Origin of the sequence: Tunicatimonas pelagia (assembly GCF_030506325.1) — a bacterium.
Lineage (GTDB): Bacteria > Bacteroidota > Bacteroidia > Cytophagales > Cyclobacteriaceae > Tunicatimonas > Tunicatimonas pelagia.
Genome location: NZ_CP120683.1, coordinates 70,697 through 92,981 on the forward strand (window position 1 = coordinate 70,697; position 22,285 = coordinate 92,981).

18 protein-coding genes are annotated in these 22,285 nt (G+C 45.3%); 5 read left to right on the plus strand and 13 right to left on the minus strand.

From position 1 onward, the window contains the following. Positions 1 to 39 precede the first annotated feature (39 nt). The 3 genes from P0M28_RS00215 to P0M28_RS00225 all read right to left on the minus strand — a co-directional run bounded on the left by P0M28_RS00215 (position 40) and on the right by P0M28_RS00225 (position 2,773). Complete coding sequence (locus tag P0M28_RS00215; RefSeq protein WP_302207315.1) at positions 40 to 423, minus strand: DUF3037 domain-containing protein; 384 nt, start codon at positions 421 to 423, stop codon at positions 40 to 42. Beyond that, positions 401 to 1,192 (minus strand): HipA family kinase, encoded by a 792-nt coding sequence (locus tag P0M28_RS00220; RefSeq protein ID WP_302207316.1) that lies wholly within the window; start codon positions 1,190 to 1,192, stop codon positions 401 to 403. Before P0M28_RS00220 ends, P0M28_RS00215 begins: the two co-directional genes overlap by 23 nt. Before the next feature lie 117 nt (positions 1,193 to 1,309). Then, the gene (locus P0M28_RS00225; protein WP_302207317.1) at positions 1,310 to 2,773 is read right to left on the minus strand and encodes a glycosyltransferase; all 1,464 of its coding nucleotides are present in this window, start codon (positions 2,771 to 2,773) and stop codon (positions 1,310 to 1,312) included. 395 nt (positions 2,774 to 3,168) lie between these two features. Between P0M28_RS00225 and P0M28_RS00230 the strand changes: the two genes are divergently transcribed. Then, positions 3,169 to 3,630: a DUF2267 domain-containing protein gene (locus P0M28_RS00230; protein ID WP_302207318.1), complete on the plus strand. Its 462-nt coding sequence runs from the start codon at positions 3,169 to 3,171 to the stop codon at positions 3,628 to 3,630. A 29-nt stretch (positions 3,631 to 3,659) separates the two neighbouring features. Here the strand turns inward: P0M28_RS00230 and P0M28_RS00235 are convergent, their stop codons facing one another. From P0M28_RS00235 to P0M28_RS00245, 3 genes are all read right to left on the minus strand, one after another. Then, positions 3,660 to 4,283 (minus strand): RluA family pseudouridine synthase, encoded by a 624-nt coding sequence (locus tag P0M28_RS00235; RefSeq protein WP_302207319.1) that lies wholly within the window; start codon positions 4,281 to 4,283, stop codon positions 3,660 to 3,662. A gap of 308 nt (positions 4,284 to 4,591) precedes the next feature. After that, on the minus strand, positions 4,592 to 5,020 hold the full coding sequence (locus P0M28_RS00240) for a DUF6122 family protein (protein ID WP_302207320.1): 429 nt from the start codon (positions 5,018 to 5,020) through the stop codon (positions 4,592 to 4,594). A 145-nt stretch (positions 5,021 to 5,165) separates the two neighbouring features. After that, positions 5,166 to 6,239: a hemolysin family protein gene (locus tag P0M28_RS00245; protein WP_302207321.1), complete on the minus strand. Its 1,074-nt coding sequence runs from the start codon at positions 6,237 to 6,239 to the stop codon at positions 5,166 to 5,168. A 203-nt stretch (positions 6,240 to 6,442) separates the two neighbouring features. Here P0M28_RS00245 and P0M28_RS00250 point away from each other — a divergent pair, with 203 nt between their 5' ends. The 3 genes from P0M28_RS00250 (at position 6,443) to P0M28_RS00260 (ending at position 8,907) form a co-directional block, all read left to right on the plus strand. Continuing rightward, entirely contained in the window at positions 6,443 to 7,393 is a 951-nt protein-coding gene (locus tag P0M28_RS00250; RefSeq protein WP_302207322.1) for a sugar phosphate isomerase/epimerase family protein, read from the plus strand. Positions 7,394 to 7,544: 151 nt separating this feature from the next. After that, the gene (locus P0M28_RS00255; protein WP_302207323.1) at positions 7,545 to 7,919 is read left to right on the plus strand and encodes a hypothetical protein; all 375 of its coding nucleotides are present in this window, start codon (positions 7,545 to 7,547) and stop codon (positions 7,917 to 7,919) included. A gap of 127 nt (positions 7,920 to 8,046) precedes the next feature. Then, entirely contained in the window at positions 8,047 to 8,907 is an 861-nt protein-coding gene (locus P0M28_RS00260; RefSeq protein ID WP_302207324.1) for a hypothetical protein, read from the plus strand. A 72-nt stretch (positions 8,908 to 8,979) separates the two neighbouring features. On the opposite strand, the gene P0M28_RS00265 is transcribed toward P0M28_RS00260, so the two are convergent. From P0M28_RS00265 to P0M28_RS00290, 6 genes are all read right to left on the minus strand, one after another. Beyond that, positions 8,980 to 9,462, minus strand: a complete 483-nt coding sequence (locus tag P0M28_RS00265) for a DinB family protein (protein WP_302207325.1) — start codon at positions 9,460 to 9,462, stop codon at positions 8,980 to 8,982. 9 nt (positions 9,463 to 9,471) lie between these two features. Continuing rightward, the gene (locus P0M28_RS00270) at positions 9,472 to 12,270 is read right to left on the minus strand and encodes a bifunctional YncE family protein/alkaline phosphatase family protein (RefSeq protein ID WP_302207326.1); all 2,799 of its coding nucleotides are present in this window, start codon (positions 12,268 to 12,270) and stop codon (positions 9,472 to 9,474) included. A 104-nt stretch (positions 12,271 to 12,374) separates the two neighbouring features. After that, the gene (locus tag P0M28_RS00275) at positions 12,375 to 13,517 is read right to left on the minus strand and encodes a hypothetical protein (RefSeq protein WP_302207327.1); all 1,143 of its coding nucleotides are present in this window, start codon (positions 13,515 to 13,517) and stop codon (positions 12,375 to 12,377) included. A 133-nt stretch (positions 13,518 to 13,650) separates the two neighbouring features. After that, positions 13,651 to 15,096 carry a SusD/RagB family nutrient-binding outer membrane lipoprotein gene (locus P0M28_RS00280; RefSeq protein ID WP_302207328.1) on the minus strand — a complete coding sequence of 482 codons (1,446 nt, stop codon included), beginning with the start codon at positions 15,094 to 15,096 and terminating at the stop codon, positions 13,651 to 13,653. A 28-nt stretch (positions 15,097 to 15,124) separates the two neighbouring features. Next, the gene (locus P0M28_RS00285) at positions 15,125 to 18,340 is read right to left on the minus strand and encodes a SusC/RagA family TonB-linked outer membrane protein (RefSeq protein ID WP_302207329.1); all 3,216 of its coding nucleotides are present in this window, start codon (positions 18,338 to 18,340) and stop codon (positions 15,125 to 15,127) included. Positions 18,341 to 18,693: 353 nt separating this feature from the next. Then, entirely contained in the window at positions 18,694 to 19,866 is a 1,173-nt protein-coding gene (locus P0M28_RS00290; protein ID WP_302207330.1) for a TIGR03364 family FAD-dependent oxidoreductase, read from the minus strand. Between the two features lie 358 nt (positions 19,867 to 20,224). Here P0M28_RS00290 and P0M28_RS00295 point away from each other — a divergent pair, with 358 nt between their 5' ends. Next, positions 20,225 to 21,451, plus strand: a complete 1,227-nt coding sequence (locus tag P0M28_RS00295; protein ID WP_302207331.1) for a DUF5690 family protein — start codon at positions 20,225 to 20,227, stop codon at positions 21,449 to 21,451. Positions 21,452 to 21,514: 63 nt separating this feature from the next. On the opposite strand, the gene P0M28_RS00300 is transcribed toward P0M28_RS00295, so the two are convergent. Beyond that, positions 21,515 to 22,255 (minus strand): HAD family hydrolase, encoded by a 741-nt coding sequence (locus P0M28_RS00300; RefSeq protein ID WP_302207332.1) that lies wholly within the window; start codon positions 22,253 to 22,255, stop codon positions 21,515 to 21,517. Positions 22,256 to 22,285 lie beyond the last annotated feature (30 nt).

Here is a 22,285-nt window from a genome sequence, read left to right on the forward strand (position 1 = left end):
TAAACTGCAATTAGATCTGTGGACTGTGGACTTGCCAAACTAAAGTACATAATTAGTAAATAGCTTTTCCAGCACTGATTCGGGATTGGAACACAAGCCAGGGTGAACTTTGGAGCTTTGGATGATGGTACTGCGGGTAGCGGTTAGCCAACGAAACCGACTGGCAGGATCGAGCTGGGCGATGGGCTGATCTTGGGCTTTGCCCTGGCAAATTATATCCCAAGCTTTTAAATATTGCTCTAATTCGGTAAGATTTATCTCAGACGAAAAAGCCTGTAACCGTCGGGAATTGATCTGGTACCTCATTTGAAGAAATCGCTTACCTTTGCAAAAAAGAATCACTCCTACGTTCAGAAACTCTTCTCGCTCTACCCGAGGAACGTAGCGGATGAAAGCATATTCATACACTTGTTGGTCGGGCATCGGTAGCTTCTTTAACGAGTAAATCAATATTGGACAAACGAGCGATGAGAACCTCAGCGTAAACTTCTTTTCTTTTTTGGGGAGTAGTAGACTCACCTTCTTCTAACAGCCAATCGTCGGGAATGGTGGCCACAACAGCCTGAATAGTTTCTAGGCTTAAGGTTGATTTTATCTCCTGAGATGCTAAATCTAACTCAGTTGCCCGATAAAGCAACACATGATCTTTCACCAACGGAAAGGTGCGTTGAGTATGATCCTGCCAGTTGTCCCAGGAATGGTGAAAATATAGACTAGCTCCGTGGTCAATCAACCACAGCTCCCGGTGCCAGTTTAGTAGATTAGTGTTTTTGTAAGTACGATCAACGTTCGAGATAATACTATCTAACAGCACCACCTTGGAAGCGGTCAGCGAATCAGCTACTGAAACTAACGGGTCATACGTGATGGCTCCTGAAAGATAATGCAACCCCAGATTTAGCCCCACACTAAACTTTAGCAGATCTTGTATTTCCTCGTCAGGCTCAGTTTTACTGAACGAATCGTCCAAATTCATAAAAACCAGCTCTGGTACTTTTAAACCGATAGCCCGAGCCAGTTCACCACCAATTAATTCAGCAATCAGTGCCTTTTTCCCTTGCCCTGCTCCCCGAAACTTTAGTACGTACAAAAAACCATCATCGGCCTCCACAATAGCTGGCAGCGATCCGCCTTCGCGCAGCGGCTGCACGTATCGGACTACATCTACCGTTCGTATCTCGGGTTGGTTCATACGCCCCAAGATAATGAATAATTGACAATTGATAGTGGATAATCCCCAACCCCCAAAACCATCAAAATACTATAGCACTTAACCATACCGGACGTGTTCCTGGAAGCCAGCCGTCAATTATTCTGTCGGTAGAACCTTATGAAAAACATTGAGCCAGTTGGTAAGCTGCTGAAAGATTAAGAAATGATCTAGCACCCGTTTCTCGGCACTGAAACTCATTTCTTCCACCATCTTCGGGTTGCTCAGCAGTTCTTCTAAATAGTGAGCAACTTCGGTAGGGTCGTCCGGATGAGGCAACCGCCGACCATCAATGTGGTTCCGAACTTGGTTGCGTAAACCACAGGCACTACTGGTCAGTACGGCAATGCGTTTACCCATAGCCTCGGTAGCGGTTAGTCCAAAGCCTTCTTGCAAAGAGTTCTGTACTACCACGTAGGAGCTGCGCTGTAGAGCATTTACAATCAAGGCGTTTTCTTTAGGGGAACGCATCGGCAGCGTGAGTATTACTACATCTTCTTTTAGTGCATCCGGCAGACCTACGTAAGCCTCTATCAGGTTTTGCAGCACCTGCTTTCCTTCGGGGTCATCAGCAACTGATGCAGGATCGGGCCCCGCTAAAACGAGTCGGGCATTTTGAATCCGCTGATGATTTCGGTCGGACGAATTTTTCGGTGTACGCTTCTTCAGTTCTACGAACCCTTCCATCAAACTGAAAAAACCTTTCAGCTTATCCCACCGTGACACTTGAGTAAGAATAGGACGAAATAGTAAGCCAATATCCGTTCCATTTTGAGCGGGCCCGAACGTACCATCGGGCTGTATACGAGCTACCCGATGCTCATAGTGAGGATAAAGATACGGCTGAGAAGAGGTTAGTAAGCCCGCGTTATTCAAAATACCGGTAAGCTTATGCAGTGAAAGCGGTCGGTTTTTGTGCGACAGCGGATCAAGACTAGGATGAATCAGGGTAACGTTGCCCGATAAGCCTTCGGGGATATACTCAGGGCTAGAAAACACAAAATGATCGTAAGCTTGAAGGTGAGGCGATAGAAACGACCAAGCGGCATGGGTGCTGGCGTTAGAATAATCAAGCCCAATATGGCAGCGCCAAATGGCTGTAACATCCACCAGTTTTTTTAGCTCCTGCGCCATTCCCGCCGGCTGAGGATCGTGAAATACTACAATATCATTCTTCTGAACGTATCGCGCCAGTTGCTCAGCGTTCTCTTTGTTTATTTGTTCGTATAAAGCGGTATCTTCGGCAGTAATTTCAGCCCCCGCTTGACCATGAATAAGGTTATGAATATTTTTAGTGAGAGAGAAGAAACCTTGTTCGTTGGTCTCCATGACTAGCCAATCTGCTTGTAAACCCAATTGGCGTAATATACTAATCATGCGGGGCAGCATCTCGGCTACTCCACCACCGTGCTCGGTAGAATTAATCATCCAGATTTTTCGCTCTTGCAACGACCGCTTCAGCAGTAAAGCTTCGTTGTAAAAGGCATTGAAGGCCGGCACTAAGGTAGCGTAAGAACGGTAGTCGTCTAACCGCACTCCTTCTTTTATATCTACTTGGTACATGAGGGTAAAAGGTTTGGTGTTACAATAGTGTATGGTTGCAAGCCACCGATAATACCTGCTTCAGTGGCGATCTGCCAAATAAACTGAATGCAGCTTTTAGTTGGTAACTGACACTCCAAAGGTCAGGTTCTTCCCTTAGACGACTGATGACTTGAGTTAGTTTTACTTATGACCTTAGTCATAATTACAGGTCAATATCTTTGAGTAATACCAGTAAAAGCATAAATCACTGAGAGAGTGGCTTAAGCTTTCGGCAAAGTTGCAGTATTTGGCAAATAGTTTCCCATCTTTTGTTACTGTAGAGTGAGTAGAGGTCATGGTCAGTATCAAACATGATCTAGGTCATATACTGTGCGCAGGTTTGGCTGTAAATTAGTGTACTAAATCTAATTGCCATGAACGCCCTTCCTCGATATCAGCCCCACCTTATTTATCTGAGCGATATGATTGTTCCTATTGCTAGGTACTTAGGGTTTTCAGAAAATACCGAACAGGCACTTACACTGGTAGAGTCGCTTTTGAGTACTATTTGTCGTATTTTGCCCTTTTCAAAGGCAGTACAATTTTTTACACCTTTACCACTCCCGCTACAAGCACTTATCGCTGAGCATTGGAAAGTAGATCAATACCTTCCATCACCCATCCATTCATTTCCCGATCTGCTTCATAAAATTGTGAGTGCTGACCAGCAGGTATACTCTTCGGACGAAATTGGTACAGAGCTGGTTAAAAGAACATTACTAGCTACTATGAAAGCGGTTTCTAATCATGTTTCGCCGGAAGAGATGAAGCAGATTATCAGCGTCTTTCCTGATGACGCACAAGAGCGTATTGATGTCTACATTCAGATGGAATAGCACCAGTACTATTTATCGGGTCACCGTTCTTATTCCTTTACTCCACCAAATATTTTTCTAAACCTCTGGGGCAGTTCATCAGTCACGTAGATTTTCTGAGCAGTTAAAGGGTGAATAAATTCTAGTGAATAGGCGTGTAAATACAACCCCTTCCCTGTCAAAACTAAGCCCTCTGCACCGTATTCCCTATCTCCCAAAATTGGGTTTTCAATACCGGATAGGTGTTTGCGTAACTGGTGCCTTCTCCCGCTTTGAGGTGTTAACCGCACTAGGTTAAGTTGACCAAACCTTTTAGATGGCACCGATTGTTGCACCACATAACCTGATCGAGACTGTTTACCATCAATTTCAGAAGCAATTGTTCCAACTTCGCTCATTTCGCCAATGGCGATAGCATAATAGGTTTTCCCCACCTCTTTATTCTCAAACATGTTGTTTAAAGCCCGAATGCTACTACGCGTTTTCCCAACGAGTAGAATACCTGTGGTAGCGTAATCTAGCCGGTGCACTGGTTGAGGTAAAGTAGCGTCGCTCAAAGTACTTGGCGCGAGGTTCTGGGGTAAAGCGTGAGTGATTGTTTTAAATCGGTTGCCACTCACTAAAACCCCAGCTGGTTTATGAATTAGCGCTAAGTATTCATCCTCAAACAGCACTTTAAGAGGTAAAATCAGCTTTTTTTTGGGAAGTGTTTTTTCCGATACGGATAAACGAATGGTTTCACCACCGTAGATATAAGTTGCGGTAGATGCAGTAGCACCGTCTACTGTAACGTATTGCTTTTTTAACGCCTTTTTCCAGGCTGATTTCGTTTGTGCTAGCGTAAAAACACCAACTCCGTACTCTTGTAGGCGAATAGGGTTGGGCTGTTTGGGAGCGATATGTGTTTCGGTCTGGTTGATAATATCTCGATAATTGGTATTCTACAGCTTATTCTCCTGGTTTACGATACCAAGTAAGGAAACTATATCCCCAACCAACTGGCTACTGTTTTTAGCCATTCGTAAGCGGGAGCTGCCGCTTGGCACTCTGGACACTGGCTAAACATAAACAGACAATCAATAAAATCAGTTAGCAGATGGAGTAAAAGCCCTAAGCCAACAATCCGTAGTGGATAAGGAAAAAATAGCATGACAAAATAGATTACCGAGGCATAAAAAGTGTGCAAATAGTGAAACCCTACGCTACAGCGGTTCGGTTGAAAAATTGGATTTGCCAACAGATGATCCAGATCAACCAGCATGGTCGCTAACATCCATAAGTACGCTTGCTTCCACTTCTTTCTAAAGAACATTAATGCAATCGCTGCCGGAAATACTAAGTGCAAAAAATAGTGAATGAATAGCTGCATTACCTTGAAACGGCTAAATACCTCGATTGCTCGATTGTTCAATTACTGATTGCTGAAGTTGTCGCTAGGCTAGAATGCTGGTCACTTAATTACGAGGTTCAAGTTTGGAAAAACAACGCATCAAAAATAAATTCCGGTCTCCGGTTTCCATCACTCCTTGCCCCAAGCTCCCAGCCCCAAGTCCTACCTACGTAGCCAATCCCTGTTCCTTGGCGCGCTTCTCCCATTGCTGACGAGCGTGACGTTGCATATCTTCCACCGTATCGCTCTCGTCCATAATTTCCAGACCAAGTATGGTTTCTAACACGTCTTCTAAAGTAACCAACCCAACCACAGTACCGTACTCATCGTGTACAATGGCAATGTGCTCGCGCTGAGTAAGTAACTGGTCAAACAAAGTAGGTAGTATTTCGGTATCTAGCACACTTTTTATATCACGACGTAACTTGGTCAGTGTTAGTTGATGCTGATCTTCAGCTAGCCCTCGTAGCACTTCGTCTTTCAGTACCATACCCACCACTCGGTCTTGACTCTCTTCAAAAACCGGAATGCGCGAAAATCGCATAGGCTTATATTGCTCGTAGTACTCACTCAATGTTTGACTAATCTCGGCCATTACCATTACGGCCCGAGGGGTCATTACGTCGCGCACCCGCAGTTTGTTTAAGCGTAGCAAATTCTTAATAATCTTCGATTCGTCTTTATCAATTGCCCCGCTTTCCTCACTAGCCTGCGCCATTGCCGTTAGGTCTGCCCTACTAAGCACCGAACGCCCTTTCTCTTTCTTTAGCCCCTTTGTAATTGCTTGGCTGAGCCAAACAAAAGGAGTCAATAATAAAATCATAATTCTCAGGGCTTGCACGGTAAACGGAGCTAGCGTACGCCAATTATTTGCGCCAATGGTTTTGGGTATAATCTCCGATAATATCAGAATGGCCAACGTCATTACTGCAGCGATAATAGATTCCATACTGATGCTGGTAAAGCCTAGGCCAATTTCCGAGTCGCCAAATAGTTTACCTGCCTGAGCACCTACTCCAATCGCCCCTACGGTGTGGGCAATAGTATTTAGGGTAAGTATGGCCGACAGCGGCTTATCAATATCTTGTTGGTACGATTTGAGTAGTTCGCCGGTAGTAGCCCCTTCTTGCACCTTCCGGTTTACATAAGAGGGGGTTACACTAAGAATAACCGCTTCTAGAATAGAGCATAAAAATGAAAACGCGATAGACAATACGAAAAAAAATATGAGTAATCCCATAGCAATAGTTTAATAATTCTCTGCTCAAATAAACTAAACTATTGCTAAATGTTTATTATGATGATCGTTTTTTTAGTATTGCGTAGTATTGATTACATACATTGAGCTTTCATCTTGTTAATATTAGCCGAGCATCCCCCAAATTGCTAAATACTGTAAGAAATATTTCTTACCTTTCCGGTTACGCACAATATATCCAATCTATGAATCGACGCCATTTTTTACAACAATCTACCTTGGCCGCAGCTACGCTAGCCTCAACTACTTTTACTTCATCCGCTTCACCTCAACTAAAAACCCGGAAATTTACCATGAGTCTCGATACCGGGGCAATTGGAGTGAAAGCTGATCAGTCACAACTTATTGATTACGCAGCGCAATATGGTTTTGAGGCAGTTACCCCGATTTCTGATTTTCTAGCGAAGCTATCGGACGGAGAGCGTAGCACGCTTCTAGAAAACATGCAGCAGAAAAACATCGGCTGGGGGGTGGCCGGACTCCCGGTAGAATTTCGGAAAGACGAAGACACACTGCGCGATGGGCTGAGTAAACTACCCGCTTTAGCAAAAGGACTACAGCAGGCAAACGTCACCCGAGTGAGCACCTGGATTATGCCCACCCACGCCGAACTTAATTATTTGAAAAACTTACGACAACACACTAACCGCCTGCGAGAAGTTGCTAAAATATTAGCCGATTATGATTTGCGCTTTGGCTTGGAGTACGTAGGCCCAACCACCTTGCGACACGCCAAAAAGTATGCTTTCGTTCATACGTTAGAGGAAACTCAGGCCTTGATTGAAGAAATTGGGCAAAAGAATGTAGGAGTTGTGCTAGATAGCTTTCATTGGTTTACAGCACAGGAAGATGTAAAAGACATTTTGACGCTTTCCAATGAGGATGTTGTAGCGGGCGATCTTAATGATGCCCATGCCGGACGAAGTGCAGTGGAGCAAATAGATGGTGAGCGGGAGCTACCGATGGCTACTGGACTTATTGATACTCAGGCTTTTCTGGATGCCTTGGTAACCATTGGTTTTGATGGCCCGGTTCGTGCTGAACCCTTCAACCAAACCCTACGGGACATGCCTGATGATAAAGCAGTAGCTTCTACTGCCGAGGCTATGAAAAAAGCATTTGACCTAGTTGGATAGATAAATAGAAGAATTGTCAAATGATAGGGAACTTATCTATAAATATGTAAGTTTACTTGTTAACTATCAATAAGTCTGCTGTTTTCCTAAGCGAGTTTGTAAACTCTATTTGCAAACAGTTTTTAACTATCTTTTATTACTAAAGTTACTTATGAGTACCGAAGAGAAACAAAGCCATTTTATTGAAAAAGCTATTACCTTATTGGAAAAGAAAGGGTATGATCAGATAAAGGCTAATCATCCTGACTACGAACAACCGGGCAAATTCATTCAGCAGGGCACTAATGAAGAAATTATGCCTGATCTGACTGCCCGAACATTGTTGGGTAAAGACTATTTTAAAGTGGTAGAAGGTGATAAAGAACATGAGCAGTCTGTGGTTAGTAAATGGAAGCTCTTTTCTAATATTGCCCAGATCAAAAACGGCCAATTCTTCTTGTTAGTACCCTACGGAAAAAAGAAATATACTAAAGAATTAATGGATCGCTATAATATTCAAGCCAACTTACTTTCTCTTTCTCGTTAAGGTGAAGAAAGATCAGTAACGCTAAAGCCGGACTCGAACGTATAACATTTGAGTCCGGCTTTTTTTATGTTCTATTTTCCTTAGTAACTGGCATAGCCTTTGTGATCTACTAAGAAACACCTAATCTATGCGCCTCACTCTACTTCTGCTTTTTGTTTCATCATCTCTATTAGCCCAAGAATTCCCCTCCGATTCAGTTCAGTTATGGTTAGTACAAACGGCTGATGGGAACGAATACGTAGGAGAAATTATTGAGCAAACCCCTGGGCAAATCCGACTACTTACGCGCAATCTGGGGGAAATAATGATACGAAACGATGATATTGAGTCAATGAAACCCATTGACCCGCAAGGCTTCGCTAACGCTCAGTCTTGGCGACGAGGGCCGTATAGCACTCGGTACTTTATTACCCCCAGCGGATATAATCTAGCTCGGGGCGAAGGGTATTACCAAAATACTTGGGTGCTATTTAATCAGGCTAGAGTAGGCCTCACCGATCATGTGTCAGTTGGATTAGGATTAATCCCTCTGTTTCTATTCGCCGGTGCACCCACCCCTATTTGGATAACCCCTAAAGTATCTATTCCAATTAGTCCTGACCGAGTAAATCTGGGAATTGGGGCACTCGCCGGAATCATTGCCGGAGAGGCGTCTACCGCCTTCGGTACCGTTTATGGGGTAAGTACTTTTGGTTCGCGCAATAAAAATCTGACTGTAGGTTTGGGCTATGGCTTTGCCGACGAAAGTTGGTCGGATATTCCGTTAATAACAATTAGTGGAACTGCTCCTCTTGGCAAACGATCATACTTTCTGTCGGAGAATTATATTGTATCAGGTGAGGGCGAGACAGTAGTAATTGCCTCGCTGGGAGCCCGTTCACTAACTCGATCAGTCTCATTTGACTATGGACTATTTTTCCCTTTGGCTACGCTTGACTCCTTTATATTCATTCCTTGGTTGAGCATTACGGCTCCTTTCGGTCAGTAGTGTCTGGTACGTACACCTGAACCAGAAGCTCTACCGAAACTTACTTTATCAGATACTGCTTATTAGTCGGGATTAGGTTGGTAGTAACTTGATGATCAAACCGATTTGCCCGAGATGGTAGCAGTCGTGGTGTAGTAGCCCTTCGATTAAGTACCCAAAAGTTTCGTTTTCGGAAGAATGCTCATCGACCTGGTTCAAAAATTCATCATCGTTCGCTCTCAGTAAAGCTAGCAGCGACTCCTGATTCTCAGCTAGCTGTAATTTAAGTGTGCGCCACCCAACTGACTGTAATTCTTCGCGGTCAGGCCAATTGGTAGAACTTTCCATAGATACTTGGCGAGGATTGCCTTGCAACCGATGTAACACATCATTACGCCACGCTATTAGGTGAGAAATAATCTCGGCTACGCTGCGTAAATTAGATGATGGACGAGTGAAGGCTTGCGTTTCAGTCAGACCATTTAGTTTTTTAGCGAAGGTTTCGTCTAGCCAAGGTTCGCCCTCATAAATCGCTTCAAACTGATTTGCCAAAGCATTGGTGTAGGTTCGGTTCATACTGTAGAGTCAACGATTACTTCCCCCTTGAACCCGCTCATTTGCCGCTGCCTGAAAATCAGCCGGATCATCCAATTGAGGAGATTCCAGCACCGCTTTCCAGTCAAACTGCTCGTCAAATGGATCAAGAGCTTTTTGTGGATCAAACACTAATGGGTTGACTGGTAAAGCTTGATAAGCTGAAGTATCGGGCTCGGAGGTAAATAAGTCCGACAGATCAGTCGCTCCATAATCATATTGATTTAAATGAGGAACACCGAGGATATGCCAGAATGTTTTAAAAATACTACCGAAGCTGTAATGCTGATGGCCTATGTAGTTTCTCTTGGCGTAGGGAGAAATAATCATGAGAAGACTACGATGGGCATCCACGTGATCAACTCCATCCTGAGAGTCATCTTCGGTCACGACAATCGCCATATTCTTCCAGTACGGAGTGTTAGAAAGAAACTCTACTAGTCGCCCTAGAGCCAAATCGTTGTCTGCCATATAACTTTCTTTAAATGGATACCCCGCGTTAGGGCGGTCACCCGCTCCGTGATCGTTGGGCAAGATAATGGTGAGCACCGAGGGTAAGCCACCTTCGCCCCATTTCTCTTCAAACTCCTCAATAAATGTATCGGCCCTAAACTGATCGGGAATTCCCATATTGTAGGTGGCATAGGCGCGCGATGTCCGCTCGTAGAGTGGGCCGGGAATGGGGTAATTTACGAGCGGACGTACCCCAAAGTACTTTAATGTAGAGTCCGCGTAGCTATTCGCCAGTTCTACTCCAAAACCAAAGTTGTAGAATTCGATATCGTTGCGTTCCATATGATCCCAGATAGAACCTGCTTCGTTGTAATCTTCGGGATAAATTGCCCCGGACGAACCAACAACCCCATAATTTCCCGGTGCTTCTGAACCGGGTACCGACTTTCGCTTTCCGCCGTAAGCCGCCGCCACGTGGGTTTCTACCCATTCGTTTGGATAGGTATTGACCAGCCAACGATGACCATCGGCAGAATGATCGGCATCCACGTAAAAATTATCGCTAATGGCAAAACGTTCGGCTAAAGTCAGATGATTGGGCATTACGGTCGCGTTTTCTATCGTTTGGGTATTCGCATCATTACTAAAAGTCTGATCACGACCGTAACGAGCCAGAGATGCTTCTCCTTTCCCACCTTTCAGTTGTCCAAAAACTTCATCATACGTACGGTTCTCCTTACTGACAAAAATAATGTGTTTGATAGGCGATTCTTTCTCACCCGGATACGCCGGAATTGGATTTTCTTCTTGATCCTGAGCTACTTGTTCGGCTTCACGAAAATTGAAATTATTCTCAACGACTTGCTGGGTAAACTCCACTAGTTGGTCATCAGTCGGAATATCTAGCACCGTGATTGAACCTTTCATAAGCGCGCCGATGTAGCTTCCCTCCTCACCTAGCTCAAAAGTAGAACCACCGTTGGGACCACTCCCATAACCTTTAGCATTGGCGACTATTAACTGTTTGCCGTCAGGACTAACCGCTAGTTTGGAAGGAAACCAACCGACGGGTAAATGCCCAATTAGCTGCTGACTTGGTACATCAATGACTCCTACCGCGTTGATTCCCGCTTCAGCTACGTACAGTCGCTGCTGGTCGGGTGAGAGGGCTAAGCCGAACGGAATAATTCCCCGCAGATTACCCAAACGTTTATCGGGTTGTAATCGAATATTTTGCACTACGGTATCCTGCTGAATATCAATTACCGAAACGCAATCGTTATTACCGTTGCTCACAAATACAAATTTGTCCGTGGCTACCAATGAGTTAGGGCTAGCTCCACCCACTGCCGGAAAATCTTCCACCATTTGTCCTACCAGAAATCCAGTTTTTACTTTAGCAGTTACTTCACCCGAAGCAGCATCCACCGTCCAGACTGAAAAGGCTTCGTCTATATTGGGATCTCCCAATCCCGGAATACTGAGCGAATCATTCTGAATGCCTTCCTTCATTTCATCACTACCGTAGGCAGTAGCGGGAAAGCGCAAGCCCTGTTCTTTCAGTTCTTCAGGTGATAAATCTTCACTGGATACAACTGGCTGATACTCAAACATACCGACATTCGCCACGTAGACTTCTAACTCATCGGGCGAGAGAGCTATTCCGAACGGATAGCGCCCTACTGAAGTATTATTGATGATCGCCTGGCTATCCACGTCAATCGTTATTAGCCGAAAGCCAATTTGATCGACCGCGTAAAGCGTGTTTCCATCCTGACTTAGCACCATATCGCCGATGTAGCCATTATCATAAACGACGCTATCAGCATTGCGCCAGGTACAGTCAATCTCACCCCGAGGCTGACCACTGGCAATATCAAATAAGTAAATTTTATTCTGCTGTCCCCCAGCTACGTACACTGTTTGGTTATCCAGGGAAATCGCCAAGCCCATGAATACAGCTCCCAGCAAATCCTCATCGTTCTTCGCTCCCTCTGGTATTTGCCGAATTCGCGGACTGCCAGAAAGTGGCTCCTGAAAAATGGTTATAGAAAACGGAGATGTACCTGAGTTGGCACTTATCGCAATACTTCCATCATCACTCATGACCAAACCATAGGGATGCGGGGCTACTCGATAGGTTTTACCCATCGGTTGAATTATTCGCCCATTGGGAATGATAGTCTGTCCAGCGGTATCAATTACTGCATAATGGTCGCCCGCTGGAGCTTGAGATATCCATTGAATATTGTCAGCAGCCTCCTCGGAAGAAGGAGTAGATTGGCAAGCAGCGAGAATTGATAGAAAACTGAGTAAGAGTAGACAGTGGCGAAACATGGTAGGGGATGTGGTAGTGGTATTAGTAAGGTTAGCGTAAATTAAACAAAGCGACACCAGATTACAATCCGATGCCGCTTTTTCAAGATTGTGATAAGTTCACACTAGTTCGCTTTGTAGCGGATGCTTACTGAACTCGCATCAGCACTAACTCGATCAATTGCATTAAGCTGTAATACAGCGTACTCCGCTGGTCCAGTTCTGCTACCCACTTGTACCAGCACAGTGACGTCAGTCGGCAAATTAGCTATATCTTCTACCGTACTTACAGCGGTACCCGCTGCAAAAGCATCTCGTACCGACTGATACGTGGCGGAAGCAAAATCAAATTCTTCGCTTACCACAAAGGTGGTTCCGCTCTCCGGATCAGCTTCCAGATTCAGTTGGTTGTCAGCTATGGCCAAACGAACATCAGCCTGTTCGTTAGCAAATGCTCCTGTATCAAGCTGGGCAAAGTTGAATGAAGCATCTTCGGTATTCGTCAAATCAAACTCACCTTCGGCTGCTAAGGCTACGGCTAAGTTTTGTATCTCAATGATTTCTTCGTAAGTCAGTCCATTCACCCCTTCCACTGTCGCTCGTACAAAAAGACTTTCATTTAATCCTAGCGTAGCTTCGTCAGGAACTGTGAGTGAAACTTGTTGCTGTTCTAAACTGGTAGCATTTACATCCTGACTAATCAGCGGGGCAAACTCCCCTTCTTCGCCAATACGCTGGGCGAACGATACGCTAGCAATTGGAGTGTTCGCAGTAGCTAGCTCGTAGTAGACTGAAACGGTAGAGTCATTATTGGTAGTGCTAGGAGTTACAAAGTCGGTACCATCAGCTAAGTAGTCCAGCGTGAAGGGAGCTACTTCGGTTAACTCCAGCCGCTTAGTATATGGTTGCTTACTATCGGGTGCCCCGGTAAAATCAATCCGATCTAAATTACCTAACTCACTCCAAGATGTTTGTAGTACCCCTTCTTCGTTTGCAATTGGCAAACGCCCCAGCGAAGTACTTCCATCGCTCTGAATAGCAGTTACTTGCAACTCATTAATATTCGTTGCACTTACGGTGATCTCGATATCATCAATTGAGCTGAACACCAGTCGGTTTTTTAGTAGCGGATTGGTACTTTGGGGAAAGCCACCATCAAAAAGAATGAGCGATGGCACGGAAAACCCTCCCGTATCAAACTCATCGTCATAACAAGCCGTCAGCGATACGCTCAGAACGACTAAAAGATATATTATAGATTTTTGCATAATTGGTGAATTAAAATTGTTCAATAGTCAATGGGTTTTGGGGATTAGGGGTTGGGTTTTAGATAGGATATTTACAAACCTTTAACCTTTCCCGAACACATATTTTCCATTGCACATTGTTCATTGCTATTTGCTAATTGTTCAAAAGCCACATCTGAGTATTGATATTATCTTCTCCCTGGCGGGCAATAGCCGCCTGGTAGTTCGCCGTGTTTAACGTTTGCTGATCGTCGGGATACAAGTAGCGTACTGGAACTTGATCGCTATTTACATTATCCGGACCCGGGGTGATTGCAGCAGGAAAACCAGTACGTCGGTGGTCGTAGTAAGCTTCATAGCCATTTAAGAATAGTGAAAGCCACTTTTGATTCATAATTGTCTCTAGGGAGTTGTCGTAAGCTACACCACTTTGGCTCAGGTAACCGCCGGGCATTGGAACCTCCCAATAATCAAATGAGCTAGTTACCCCTTGCTCGTAGAAAGCCTGGGCATCGCCTGAGACCAATCCGCGTTGAACCGCTTCTGCCAGCAAAAATTGCAGTTCGGCGTACTGCATCAGTACCGCGTCTACGCTGTTAGGTTCTTCGTATAGAATACGGCTACAGCGAGATACATTTTGTGCTCCACCATTGAAAGTTGATGCATTGTTTTCGCTCAGACCGTTGGGCATTCCAACGTAAACCGCGCCTTCAGTGCCAATAGTACGATCCGTTGGACGAAACCATCGGAACAAACGGGGATCATCAAACCCCCTCAGAATACCTTCATTGGTTAGGCTCAACCGATACTCATCAAACGAACCTACCCGAAAAGTATGAACCGGCCAAGTATTAGGTTGACTAGGCAAATATTCCATCAAGGCATTATCATCATTGCTTTCCATCAGGGGCTGATTAGCAATGATTTCTTGCAAATCCGAAGACACGTCTTGCTTACCGGAAATACGCATCAGTACACGAACCCGTAGCGAGTTGGTAAATTTCTTCCACTTGGCTAGGTCACCCTGAAAGATCAAATCACCCGCAACAGCAGCTCCATCCGTCTGAAGTAGATCGTTGGCTTGCTGTAGGTCATCTAGGATTCCGGCGAAAACTTCGGCTTGGGGAGTGTACTGTGGTTGCAGAATAGGTTGTTCGGCGCGCCCCTGAATAGCTTCGGTAAACGGAATGTCGCCCCACAGGCTAGTTAGCTCGACATACGTCCAGGCTTTCATCACCAACGCTACTCCCTCGTAGCTAGGATTGGGGCTTTCTTCATCGCGGGCAATAGCCAGGATATTCTCAATATCCCGAAGGTTGCCGTATAGGTCATTCCAGTAGCCACCATTGTCTTCCCAAAGGTATCGGTCGAAGTCAGTAAAGTTGATTTTGGCGGTATACTGCGCAGCAATATTTCCCCGGTTCCAGGCTTCCAGCGCATTTTCATTCGCTGCGGTACTTAGCACTTTAGAGAGTAGCAGATCGGCCGATACCTCTTCGGGGCGGTTAGGATTAGTATTAATCTCTTCAAAGTCGTCGGTGCAACCTGCCAGATTGATAATGAGCAGCAGAATGCCCCAGGATAAAATCTTATTATGCATAATTGTGAAGTTTTTTTAGGAATAAATTCTAAAACTCAAAGCTGATGTTAAAGCCAATACTGCGAGTAGTTGGCGTAGCCATATCTTCTACTCCGGGCACGACTTCACCGCCGTCAAACGATATCACCTCTGGGTCAAAATGGGTATTCTCCGTCCAGAGGGCGAGGTTGCGCCCCACCACCGACACCTGGAAGTTTTGGATGGGCACCCGTCCGAATACTTCGCTTGGGATGCGGTAGCCTAAGCGTACTTCCCGAAGCTTGACAAAAGAAGCATCGTAGGTTCCGATTTCTTCATTACCTCGGTTGTAGCGCGACCAGTAGAAATCCCGCCCGGAGACAATTACATCGTTAGTCACGTATTCAGGGTTTTCATCACTTCCGACATTTTTCACCCCGATACCCACCAAACCATTTTCGCGGCTTTCAGCCGTAAAGTCCATCATGCCGGAAGTACCTCCAATCAGAATAGTGCGTGACTTTACAACTCCGCCATGTCGCCAGTCAAACAGAAAGCCTAAGTCAAAGTTGCGGTAAATAATAGTGTTGTAGAAGCCCATCATAAAGTCTGGGTTGTAGTTTCCTAGCAAACGTAGGTTGTTATCCCGCACTGGAAAGCCATTTTCGTAGATCGTTTGTCCGTCAGGAGCTTGCTGAAAGCCGGTACCGTACATATCGCCCATTTGCCCACCCTCTTTGGCTAGAATCTGGACATAGTTATTAGAAATCTGGTAAGTATCCTGATCACCGAACAAAGAAACTACTTCGCTACGATTACGAGTGAAGTTGATATTGGTATTCCAGCGTAATCCGTTGTTAAGTTCTAGCAGCGTAGCGTTCAACATAACTTCAACCCCGCGATTACGAATCTCCCCAGCGTTAATCACCTGGCGGCTGTAACCAGACGTAATATCTACCGGAAGTTCCAGAATCTGATTTTCGCTAGAAGTGTTATAATATGTTGCATCTAACTGCAACCGACCGTCAAAGAATCGCAAGTCAGCTCCAACTTCCACTGAGGTTTGCCGCTCGGGCTTCAGATCGCTGTTGGCAATGATGTTAGACTCGGTTACTCGTTGCGTGTTACCAAACGGTTCCTGGAAATTAAAGACATTGCGTAGCTGATACGGATCAGTGTCGTTACCTACTTGTGCCCAACTGGCCCGTAGCTTGGCAAAGGAGAGCATACTGTTGGAAGAAATATCCAAAATATCGGTCATAATGGCGGAAGCTGATACCGATGGATAGAAGTAAGAATTGTTATCAGCAGGTAATGTGCTTGACCAATCGTTACGTCCAGTTATATCTAGGAATAGTACTCCTTTGTAACTAATATTGGCAAATCCGTACAAACTATTAACCCGCTTACGCTGGTCAAATTGGGTAGTTGCTAACGGGATACGGGAGTTCTCAAAGTTGTATACCTCGGGAATGGATAGTTGATTAGCACTTACCCGGTTGTAGCGGTCGGTCAAATCCCGGCGGTTACCGCCTAAGCTTACGGTGAAGTCAAAATCTTCGTTGACTTCCTTATTGTAAGTCAGCAAAAAGTCCGTGTTTCGCTCCTCAAAAAAGATTTTATCCTCCCGATACTGCCCAAACGGATAGCGCTGGGTACTAAAGGCCCGACGGTTAGTACGCAACTCATTAAAGAAATCGGTACCGCTGCGGAGCATCAGTTGTAAATTATCGGTGAAGTCATAAGTCACCATGATATTACCGATAATCCGATCCTTATCCAGACCATTAGTATTCTCAAACATGGTAAAATAGGGGTTGTCGTGCCAGTTGTAGTTGTACTGCTGTACTCCTTCCAGTCCGGGTTGCCAGTAGTTCTCCAGACTATTCATTTCAATCTGACGACCGAACCATACCCATAGATACATAATGTTCTCAGTACCATAGCTATTGTTCGGGCGATTATCGCTACCACTAGCAATGTAATTGACCGAGGCTGTTGCTTTCAGTTTATCAGTCAGGTTATATTGTGCCGAAAGGTTCAGCGTATTCCTTTCCAGATCGGTATTGGGTAAAATTCCTTTACTAGCGAGGTTAGTGTACGATAGGCGGAAGCTTCCATCTTCATTAGCTCCGGTGAGCGCAACGTTGTTGGTGAGCGTATAGCCGGTTTCAAAGAAGTTATCGATGTTATTAGGAGCCGATGTCCAGGGAGTGGGGGTAATATCACCTCGATCAATGCTCGGATGACTATCCCCACCTCGGAAGCCGTTGGCAGTCGGCGAATCGTGCTGGGCGATATTGGTTCCCTGATCCAGACGGGGGCCCCAGCTTTCGTCAATATTATCATTCACTCCTGCGCCGAAGCCGTCGCCGAAGGCAAAATCGAACCCAGCACCCTGACCGTACTGGTTTTGGTAATTCGGAATCCGTAGTGGACGTTCAAAGGTAGTAGTAGAGTTTACGCTCACGCCAATACCTTTTTGTCCCTTACCTGATTTAGTAGTAATAAGCACTACTCCGTTAGCCCCGCGAGAACCATAAAGTGCGGCGGCACTCGCCCCTTTTAGTACCGAAATATTCTCAATATCGTCGGGATTAATCTCCGCTGCCCCGTTACCATAATCGGTTTCCAGATTGCCTTCCGAGCGGAACGAGCGGGTCTCGTTACTGATTGGAATACCATCTACCACAAAGAGCGGTGAGTTATTTCCGGGTACTAAAGAATTCTCGCCCCGAATGGTAATACGCGATGAAGAACCAACTCCTGAAGCACCATTAGTAATTTGTACTCCGGCAATCCGTCCCGATAATGAGTTGAGTAGATTGGGTTCCCGGGCTTGGGTCAACGTATTCCCTTCAATTTCCTGTACTGCGTAGCCCAAAGCTTTCGTTTCCCGCTCTACCCCCAAGGCAGTTACCACAACTTCACCGAGCTGCTGAGCGTCTACTGCCAGATTGATATCAATGGTACTACGCCCATTAATAGCAACTTCTTGGGTTTCATAACCCACGTAGGAAAATAGTAAAGTCTCGCTGTCTTCGGGGGCATTTAAGCGGTACTGACCGTTAATATCGGTGATCGTTCCTTGGTCGGTACCCTTCACCAGCACGTTGACCCCCGGAATAGGTTCGGTGTTTTCGTCGACTACTTTGCCTTCAATTACCCGCTCTTGAGCAAAGGCAATGGTAAACGTTAGTAAGCATAACAAAATACAGCTTACTACGTTCTTGATACGCTGACTCTTGCTTACCTGAGTAAAAGTCGTCCGTAAATTGTCTCTCATAGTTATATAGATTAATTGTGATTAGACATAAAAAGGCCATTGACTAAGCAACTTAGTCTAGCGTTTGTACAATTGGTGTTTGCGCGCTACCGTATGAATGGGTCTTTTGAGGAACCGTTTCGGGTGGCCGCCCTTTACGGTTCCTTTTTTATTGCATAAGCCTATTATTACACAGCAAATTTAGACTTTCAGTGTCAATCGAAGGTCTTTGTTTTATTAATTCTAGGTTAACTTACTGTTACTAAAGGATAATATTAGAACTTGATGATTGATGAATAGGGAGTAATGATGAATGGGAAGACAGGAAACTGATAACTAGGAACACTAGCCTTCCGGCGGTTATTATTCATCCATCATTCTAACTCATTAGTTAGTAGCTCCTCGGCCAAGCCGAATGAAAGGGTCATACCAGCTCCCCCCAAGGCGTTTACGATGGTCACTTCGTCAGTAGGTTGTAGAACCAGCTCGGTAGCCCCTGGTAGCTTAGGATAAATGCCGTGCCAGCGTTGGGTAATCTTCAGATCAGGCACTTCAGCAAAGGTACTTAAGTAATCTAGTATCAGTTGATCTACATCTTCCCGATCAAACGGATCGTGGGTAAGCCCGTACTCGTGGGAATCTCCGATGACTAGCTCACCAAAATGATTTTGGGTAATCATTACGTGAATGCCCCACTCTTTGAATAGCGGCTGCTCCTCATCAAATCGCCTATCTAAATCCGGTAGAGACGGACAATCGGCAAAGGAAGCGTAGTGACGTAACGTAAGCCCTCCGCAAAGAGTGGCTCTAAGCTGCCAGCCCTTAGGTTGAGGGACAGTTCGCAGCATTTGCAGCTTACATTTAGTAATTGGAACCTGCTGGAATTCCTCAGGAAACAGAGTTTCGAAGTCGGCTCCGCTACAAACGTAAATATGATCAGCTCTATACTTCTTCTCTCCTACCCGCAAGGTATTTCCTTCTACCGATTGCACGGCTGAACCAAAATGAAATTGTACCCCATAGGTATCAGAAAGATATCTAGGTAGTTTGCGAATGGCTTCACGGGGGTCAACGGTGCATTCGGTAGTGCTAAACAGCCCACCGAGCAAACCGTCCATTTTCGCCGCGGGGCTTTTTTTTCGGATTTCTTCCTGCGATAACCACTGACACTGATAACCCTTGTCCGACTGGTTGAGAAACTCTTCAATCACTGCTTGTTCGTCGGCATGATACGCTAAGTGCAGTGACCCATTTTCTTGTAAACCAAAGCCTACTTCAGTAGAAAGCTCTCGCCAGGTTGCCTGACTACGCTTGGCTCGCTCCAGCAAAGATCCAGCAGTCTGACCAATTGGCCAAATCAGCCCGAAGTTCCGAACGGAGGCGCCCACTGCCCACTGATTTCGCTCAAATACTTGCACCGATTTTCCTTGCTTCGCTGCATGGTACGCAATAGCCAATCCCACGATACCTGCTCCCACCACTATAATATCAGATGAAGTAAAATGAGGGGCTGCTGAAGAAGATTTGAGTATAGATTGATTTTCCATAGTGTTATGCATGAGGGTGGAGATAGTAGTTAGCTGGCACTTGCTAAACTATTTATTCACTTAGATTCATCCAAAGGTATTAAGTTTCCGTAAAGCTGCGGGAAGTTTAGTTTTATCATTTTGTTAAGGGCATTGAGCACCTTCAGGCAAAAAAAGCCTACAGAATATCTCTGACTGCAATTTCAAGCAACTCGGCGGTCTATCTAAAGATTGAGAGACCAAACCTTAACATTTAATTAACCTCCGTTCGATTGGGTAGCACTATTTTCATCAATCTGAACTGACCCGGGCTACCATGAGCTACCTTAACAAATGGTTGAAACAAACTCACACGACTATCTTCTCGTCATACGCAATAATGGCGTCCTTCTCGACCTACGTTTGCATGTATGCTTTTCGTAAGCCTTTTACAGTGGCTACTTACGACGGAATGGCTTGGGCAGGTATGGATTATAAGATACTGTTGATTACTGCCCAGGTAATTGGTTACATGCTCTCGAAGTTTATTGGAATAAAAGTAGTATCCGAGCTTCCTCCATATAGGCGGGCGAGCGGTATTTTGTTACTAATTGGTTTGGCCGGACTTGCCCTTTTAGGCTTTGCCCTTACCCCTCCCCCCTACCAATTGATCTTTTTGTTTATCAATGGTTTACCACTTGGGATGGTCTGGGGATTGGTGTTTGGCTATCTAGAAGGACGCCAGACTACTGAACTATTGGGTGCCGGACTATCGGCAAGTTTTATTGTGGCCTCAGGCTGGGTAAAGACCGTAGGCAAGTGGCTACTACTATCGGGGATACAGACGCATTGGATGCCCCTACTTACCGGACTTATTTTTACTATACCCCTAGTTATATCCGTTTACTTACTACACCAACTACCCCCACCTAGTCTAGAAGATGAACAGCAACGTACCCGACGAGCACCTATGAACCGTGAACAACGCTGGCAGCTATTACGGGCACTGGCTCCGGGATTGACCTTACTAATATTCGCTTACGTTTTACTGACTGCTTTCCGAGACTTCAGAGATAACTTCATGGCTGAGTTGTGGCAGTCATTAGGCTATGGCAGCAATGCTCTGCTATTTACGGCTACTGAAGTTCCAGTAGCTGTGGCCGTACTAGCCGTCATGAGTATACTGATGCTTATCAAAAATAACCACCGAGCCCTGCTGTTATATCATCTACTCATCGGACTTGGGTTTATATTGATCGGATTTAGCCTATGGGGACTAGAGTATTCCCACCTGCCCCCTCCGTTAGGGATGACAATGGTGGGTTTGGGGGTATATCTAGCCTATGTTCCGTTCAATAGTATTCTGTTTGACCGCCTGATCGCAACCTTTCGTTACGTAGGCACGGCTGGTTTTCTGATATACGTGGCCGATGCTTGCGGCTACTTAGGTAGTGTAGGTGTGTTGTTTTACAAAAACGTTGGGCAAAGCGACTTAAGTTGGTTCAACTACTTTGTGCAGTCCGGTTACATAATTTCCGGATTGGGCATTCTATTAATAAGCGGGGGCGGATTCTACTTCTTTCGTCAGTCCACCTCTTCTCTTGCTGAAAAGAAGCGATTGGTATAAGTACTTGGTAGTTCATAAGGCGATACTTCTACTTCCACCCCATTTTTATTCGCCACATACTTGTTAAACTGATAAGCCTAGAATCGGTAGTAGTTCCGGTAGTTGTTCAATAAGATGAGTATGAGGTTCTTTTTCCAAGTCGGCGGCAGAGTAGGCTCCGGTAGTTACTCCAACTACCCAACCGCAACCGGCAGCAGTGCCCTGTTGCATATCGGAAGCCGTATCGCCTACTTTGGCTACCTCGCTCACATCTCCTACTCCGGTACGTTCCATGGCGGTAAATATCATATCCGGATGAGGTCGCCCCTGTTTCACTTCATCGCTGGTGACACTAGTGTTTATATAGTCCTGCCAGTGAAGCCGCTCAATGATAGCATCGGCGATAGGTCGACTAAACCCGGTATCTAGCGCAATAATCACCCCAGCACTTCGTAAGGCCTGCCACGTTTCCAACACGCCTTCCTTCGGTCGTACATCTGGAGCATTCTGATAGTGCTCTACCATACTTAATACGAAATCATCGTGTATCACCTCAATCCGTTCTGAAGTAATCACTGAGTGATCTTCCCAGTGGCCTTGAAGTAGTAGACGTATAGCCCGAGGTTTTGGATAGCCCATGACCCGGTTAGCTTCTTCGTAGGATATTGAAACATCCGCTCTAGCGAGTGCTTTTTGCAAACAATGATGAACCTCTTGATGGTCAGCCAGGGTAGTACCAGCTACATCAAAGACAATTAATTTAACCGAAGGAAGCATATTATTGGTATTTACAGCAAGATAGGAAGAAGCTCCCGGTACAATCATTCTACCGAGGTTACTTAATTGTTAATTTTA

Bases quoted from the DNA above. Each gene is read 5' to 3' on its own strand.
- P0M28_RS00215 (WP_302207315.1), bottom strand. From the start codon at position 423: ATGCCCGACCAACAAGTGTATGAATATGCTTTCATCCGCTACGTTCCT.
- P0M28_RS00220 (WP_302207316.1), bottom strand. From the start codon at position 1,192: ATGAACCAACCCGAGATACGAACGGTAGATGTAGTCCGATACGTGCAG.
- P0M28_RS00225 (WP_302207317.1), bottom strand. From the start codon at position 2,773: ATGTACCAAGTAGATATAAAAGAAGGAGTGCGGTTAGACGACTACCGT.
- P0M28_RS00230 (WP_302207318.1), top strand. From the start codon at position 3,169: ATGAACGCCCTTCCTCGATATCAGCCCCACCTTATTTATCTGAGCGAT.
- P0M28_RS00245 (WP_302207321.1), bottom strand. From the start codon at position 6,239: ATGGGATTACTCATATTTTTTTTCGTATTGTCTATCGCGTTTTCATTT.
- P0M28_RS00250 (WP_302207322.1), top strand. From the start codon at position 6,443: ATGAATCGACGCCATTTTTTACAACAATCTACCTTGGCCGCAGCTACG.
- P0M28_RS00255 (WP_302207323.1), top strand. From the start codon at position 7,545: ATGAGTACCGAAGAGAAACAAAGCCATTTTATTGAAAAAGCTATTACC.
- P0M28_RS00260 (WP_302207324.1), top strand. From the start codon at position 8,047: ATGCGCCTCACTCTACTTCTGCTTTTTGTTTCATCATCTCTATTAGCC.
- P0M28_RS00265 (WP_302207325.1), bottom strand. From the start codon at position 9,462: ATGAACCGAACCTACACCAATGCTTTGGCAAATCAGTTTGAAGCGATT.
- P0M28_RS00270 (WP_302207326.1), bottom strand. From the start codon at position 12,270: ATGTTTCGCCACTGTCTACTCTTACTCAGTTTTCTATCAATTCTCGCT.
- P0M28_RS00275 (WP_302207327.1), bottom strand. From the start codon at position 13,517: ATGCAAAAATCTATAATATATCTTTTAGTCGTTCTGAGCGTATCGCTG.
- P0M28_RS00280 (WP_302207328.1), bottom strand. From the start codon at position 15,096: ATGCATAATAAGATTTTATCCTGGGGCATTCTGCTGCTCATTATCAAT.
- P0M28_RS00285 (WP_302207329.1), bottom strand. From the start codon at position 18,340: ATGAGAGACAATTTACGGACGACTTTTACTCAGGTAAGCAAGAGTCAG.
- P0M28_RS00290 (WP_302207330.1), bottom strand. From the start codon at position 19,866: ATGGAAAATCAATCTATACTCAAATCTTCTTCAGCAGCCCCTCATTTT.
- P0M28_RS00295 (WP_302207331.1), top strand. From the start codon at position 20,225: ATGGCGTCCTTCTCGACCTACGTTTGCATGTATGCTTTTCGTAAGCCT.
- P0M28_RS00300 (WP_302207332.1), bottom strand. From the start codon at position 22,255: ATGATTGTACCGGGAGCTTCTTCCTATCTTGCTGTAAATACCAATAAT.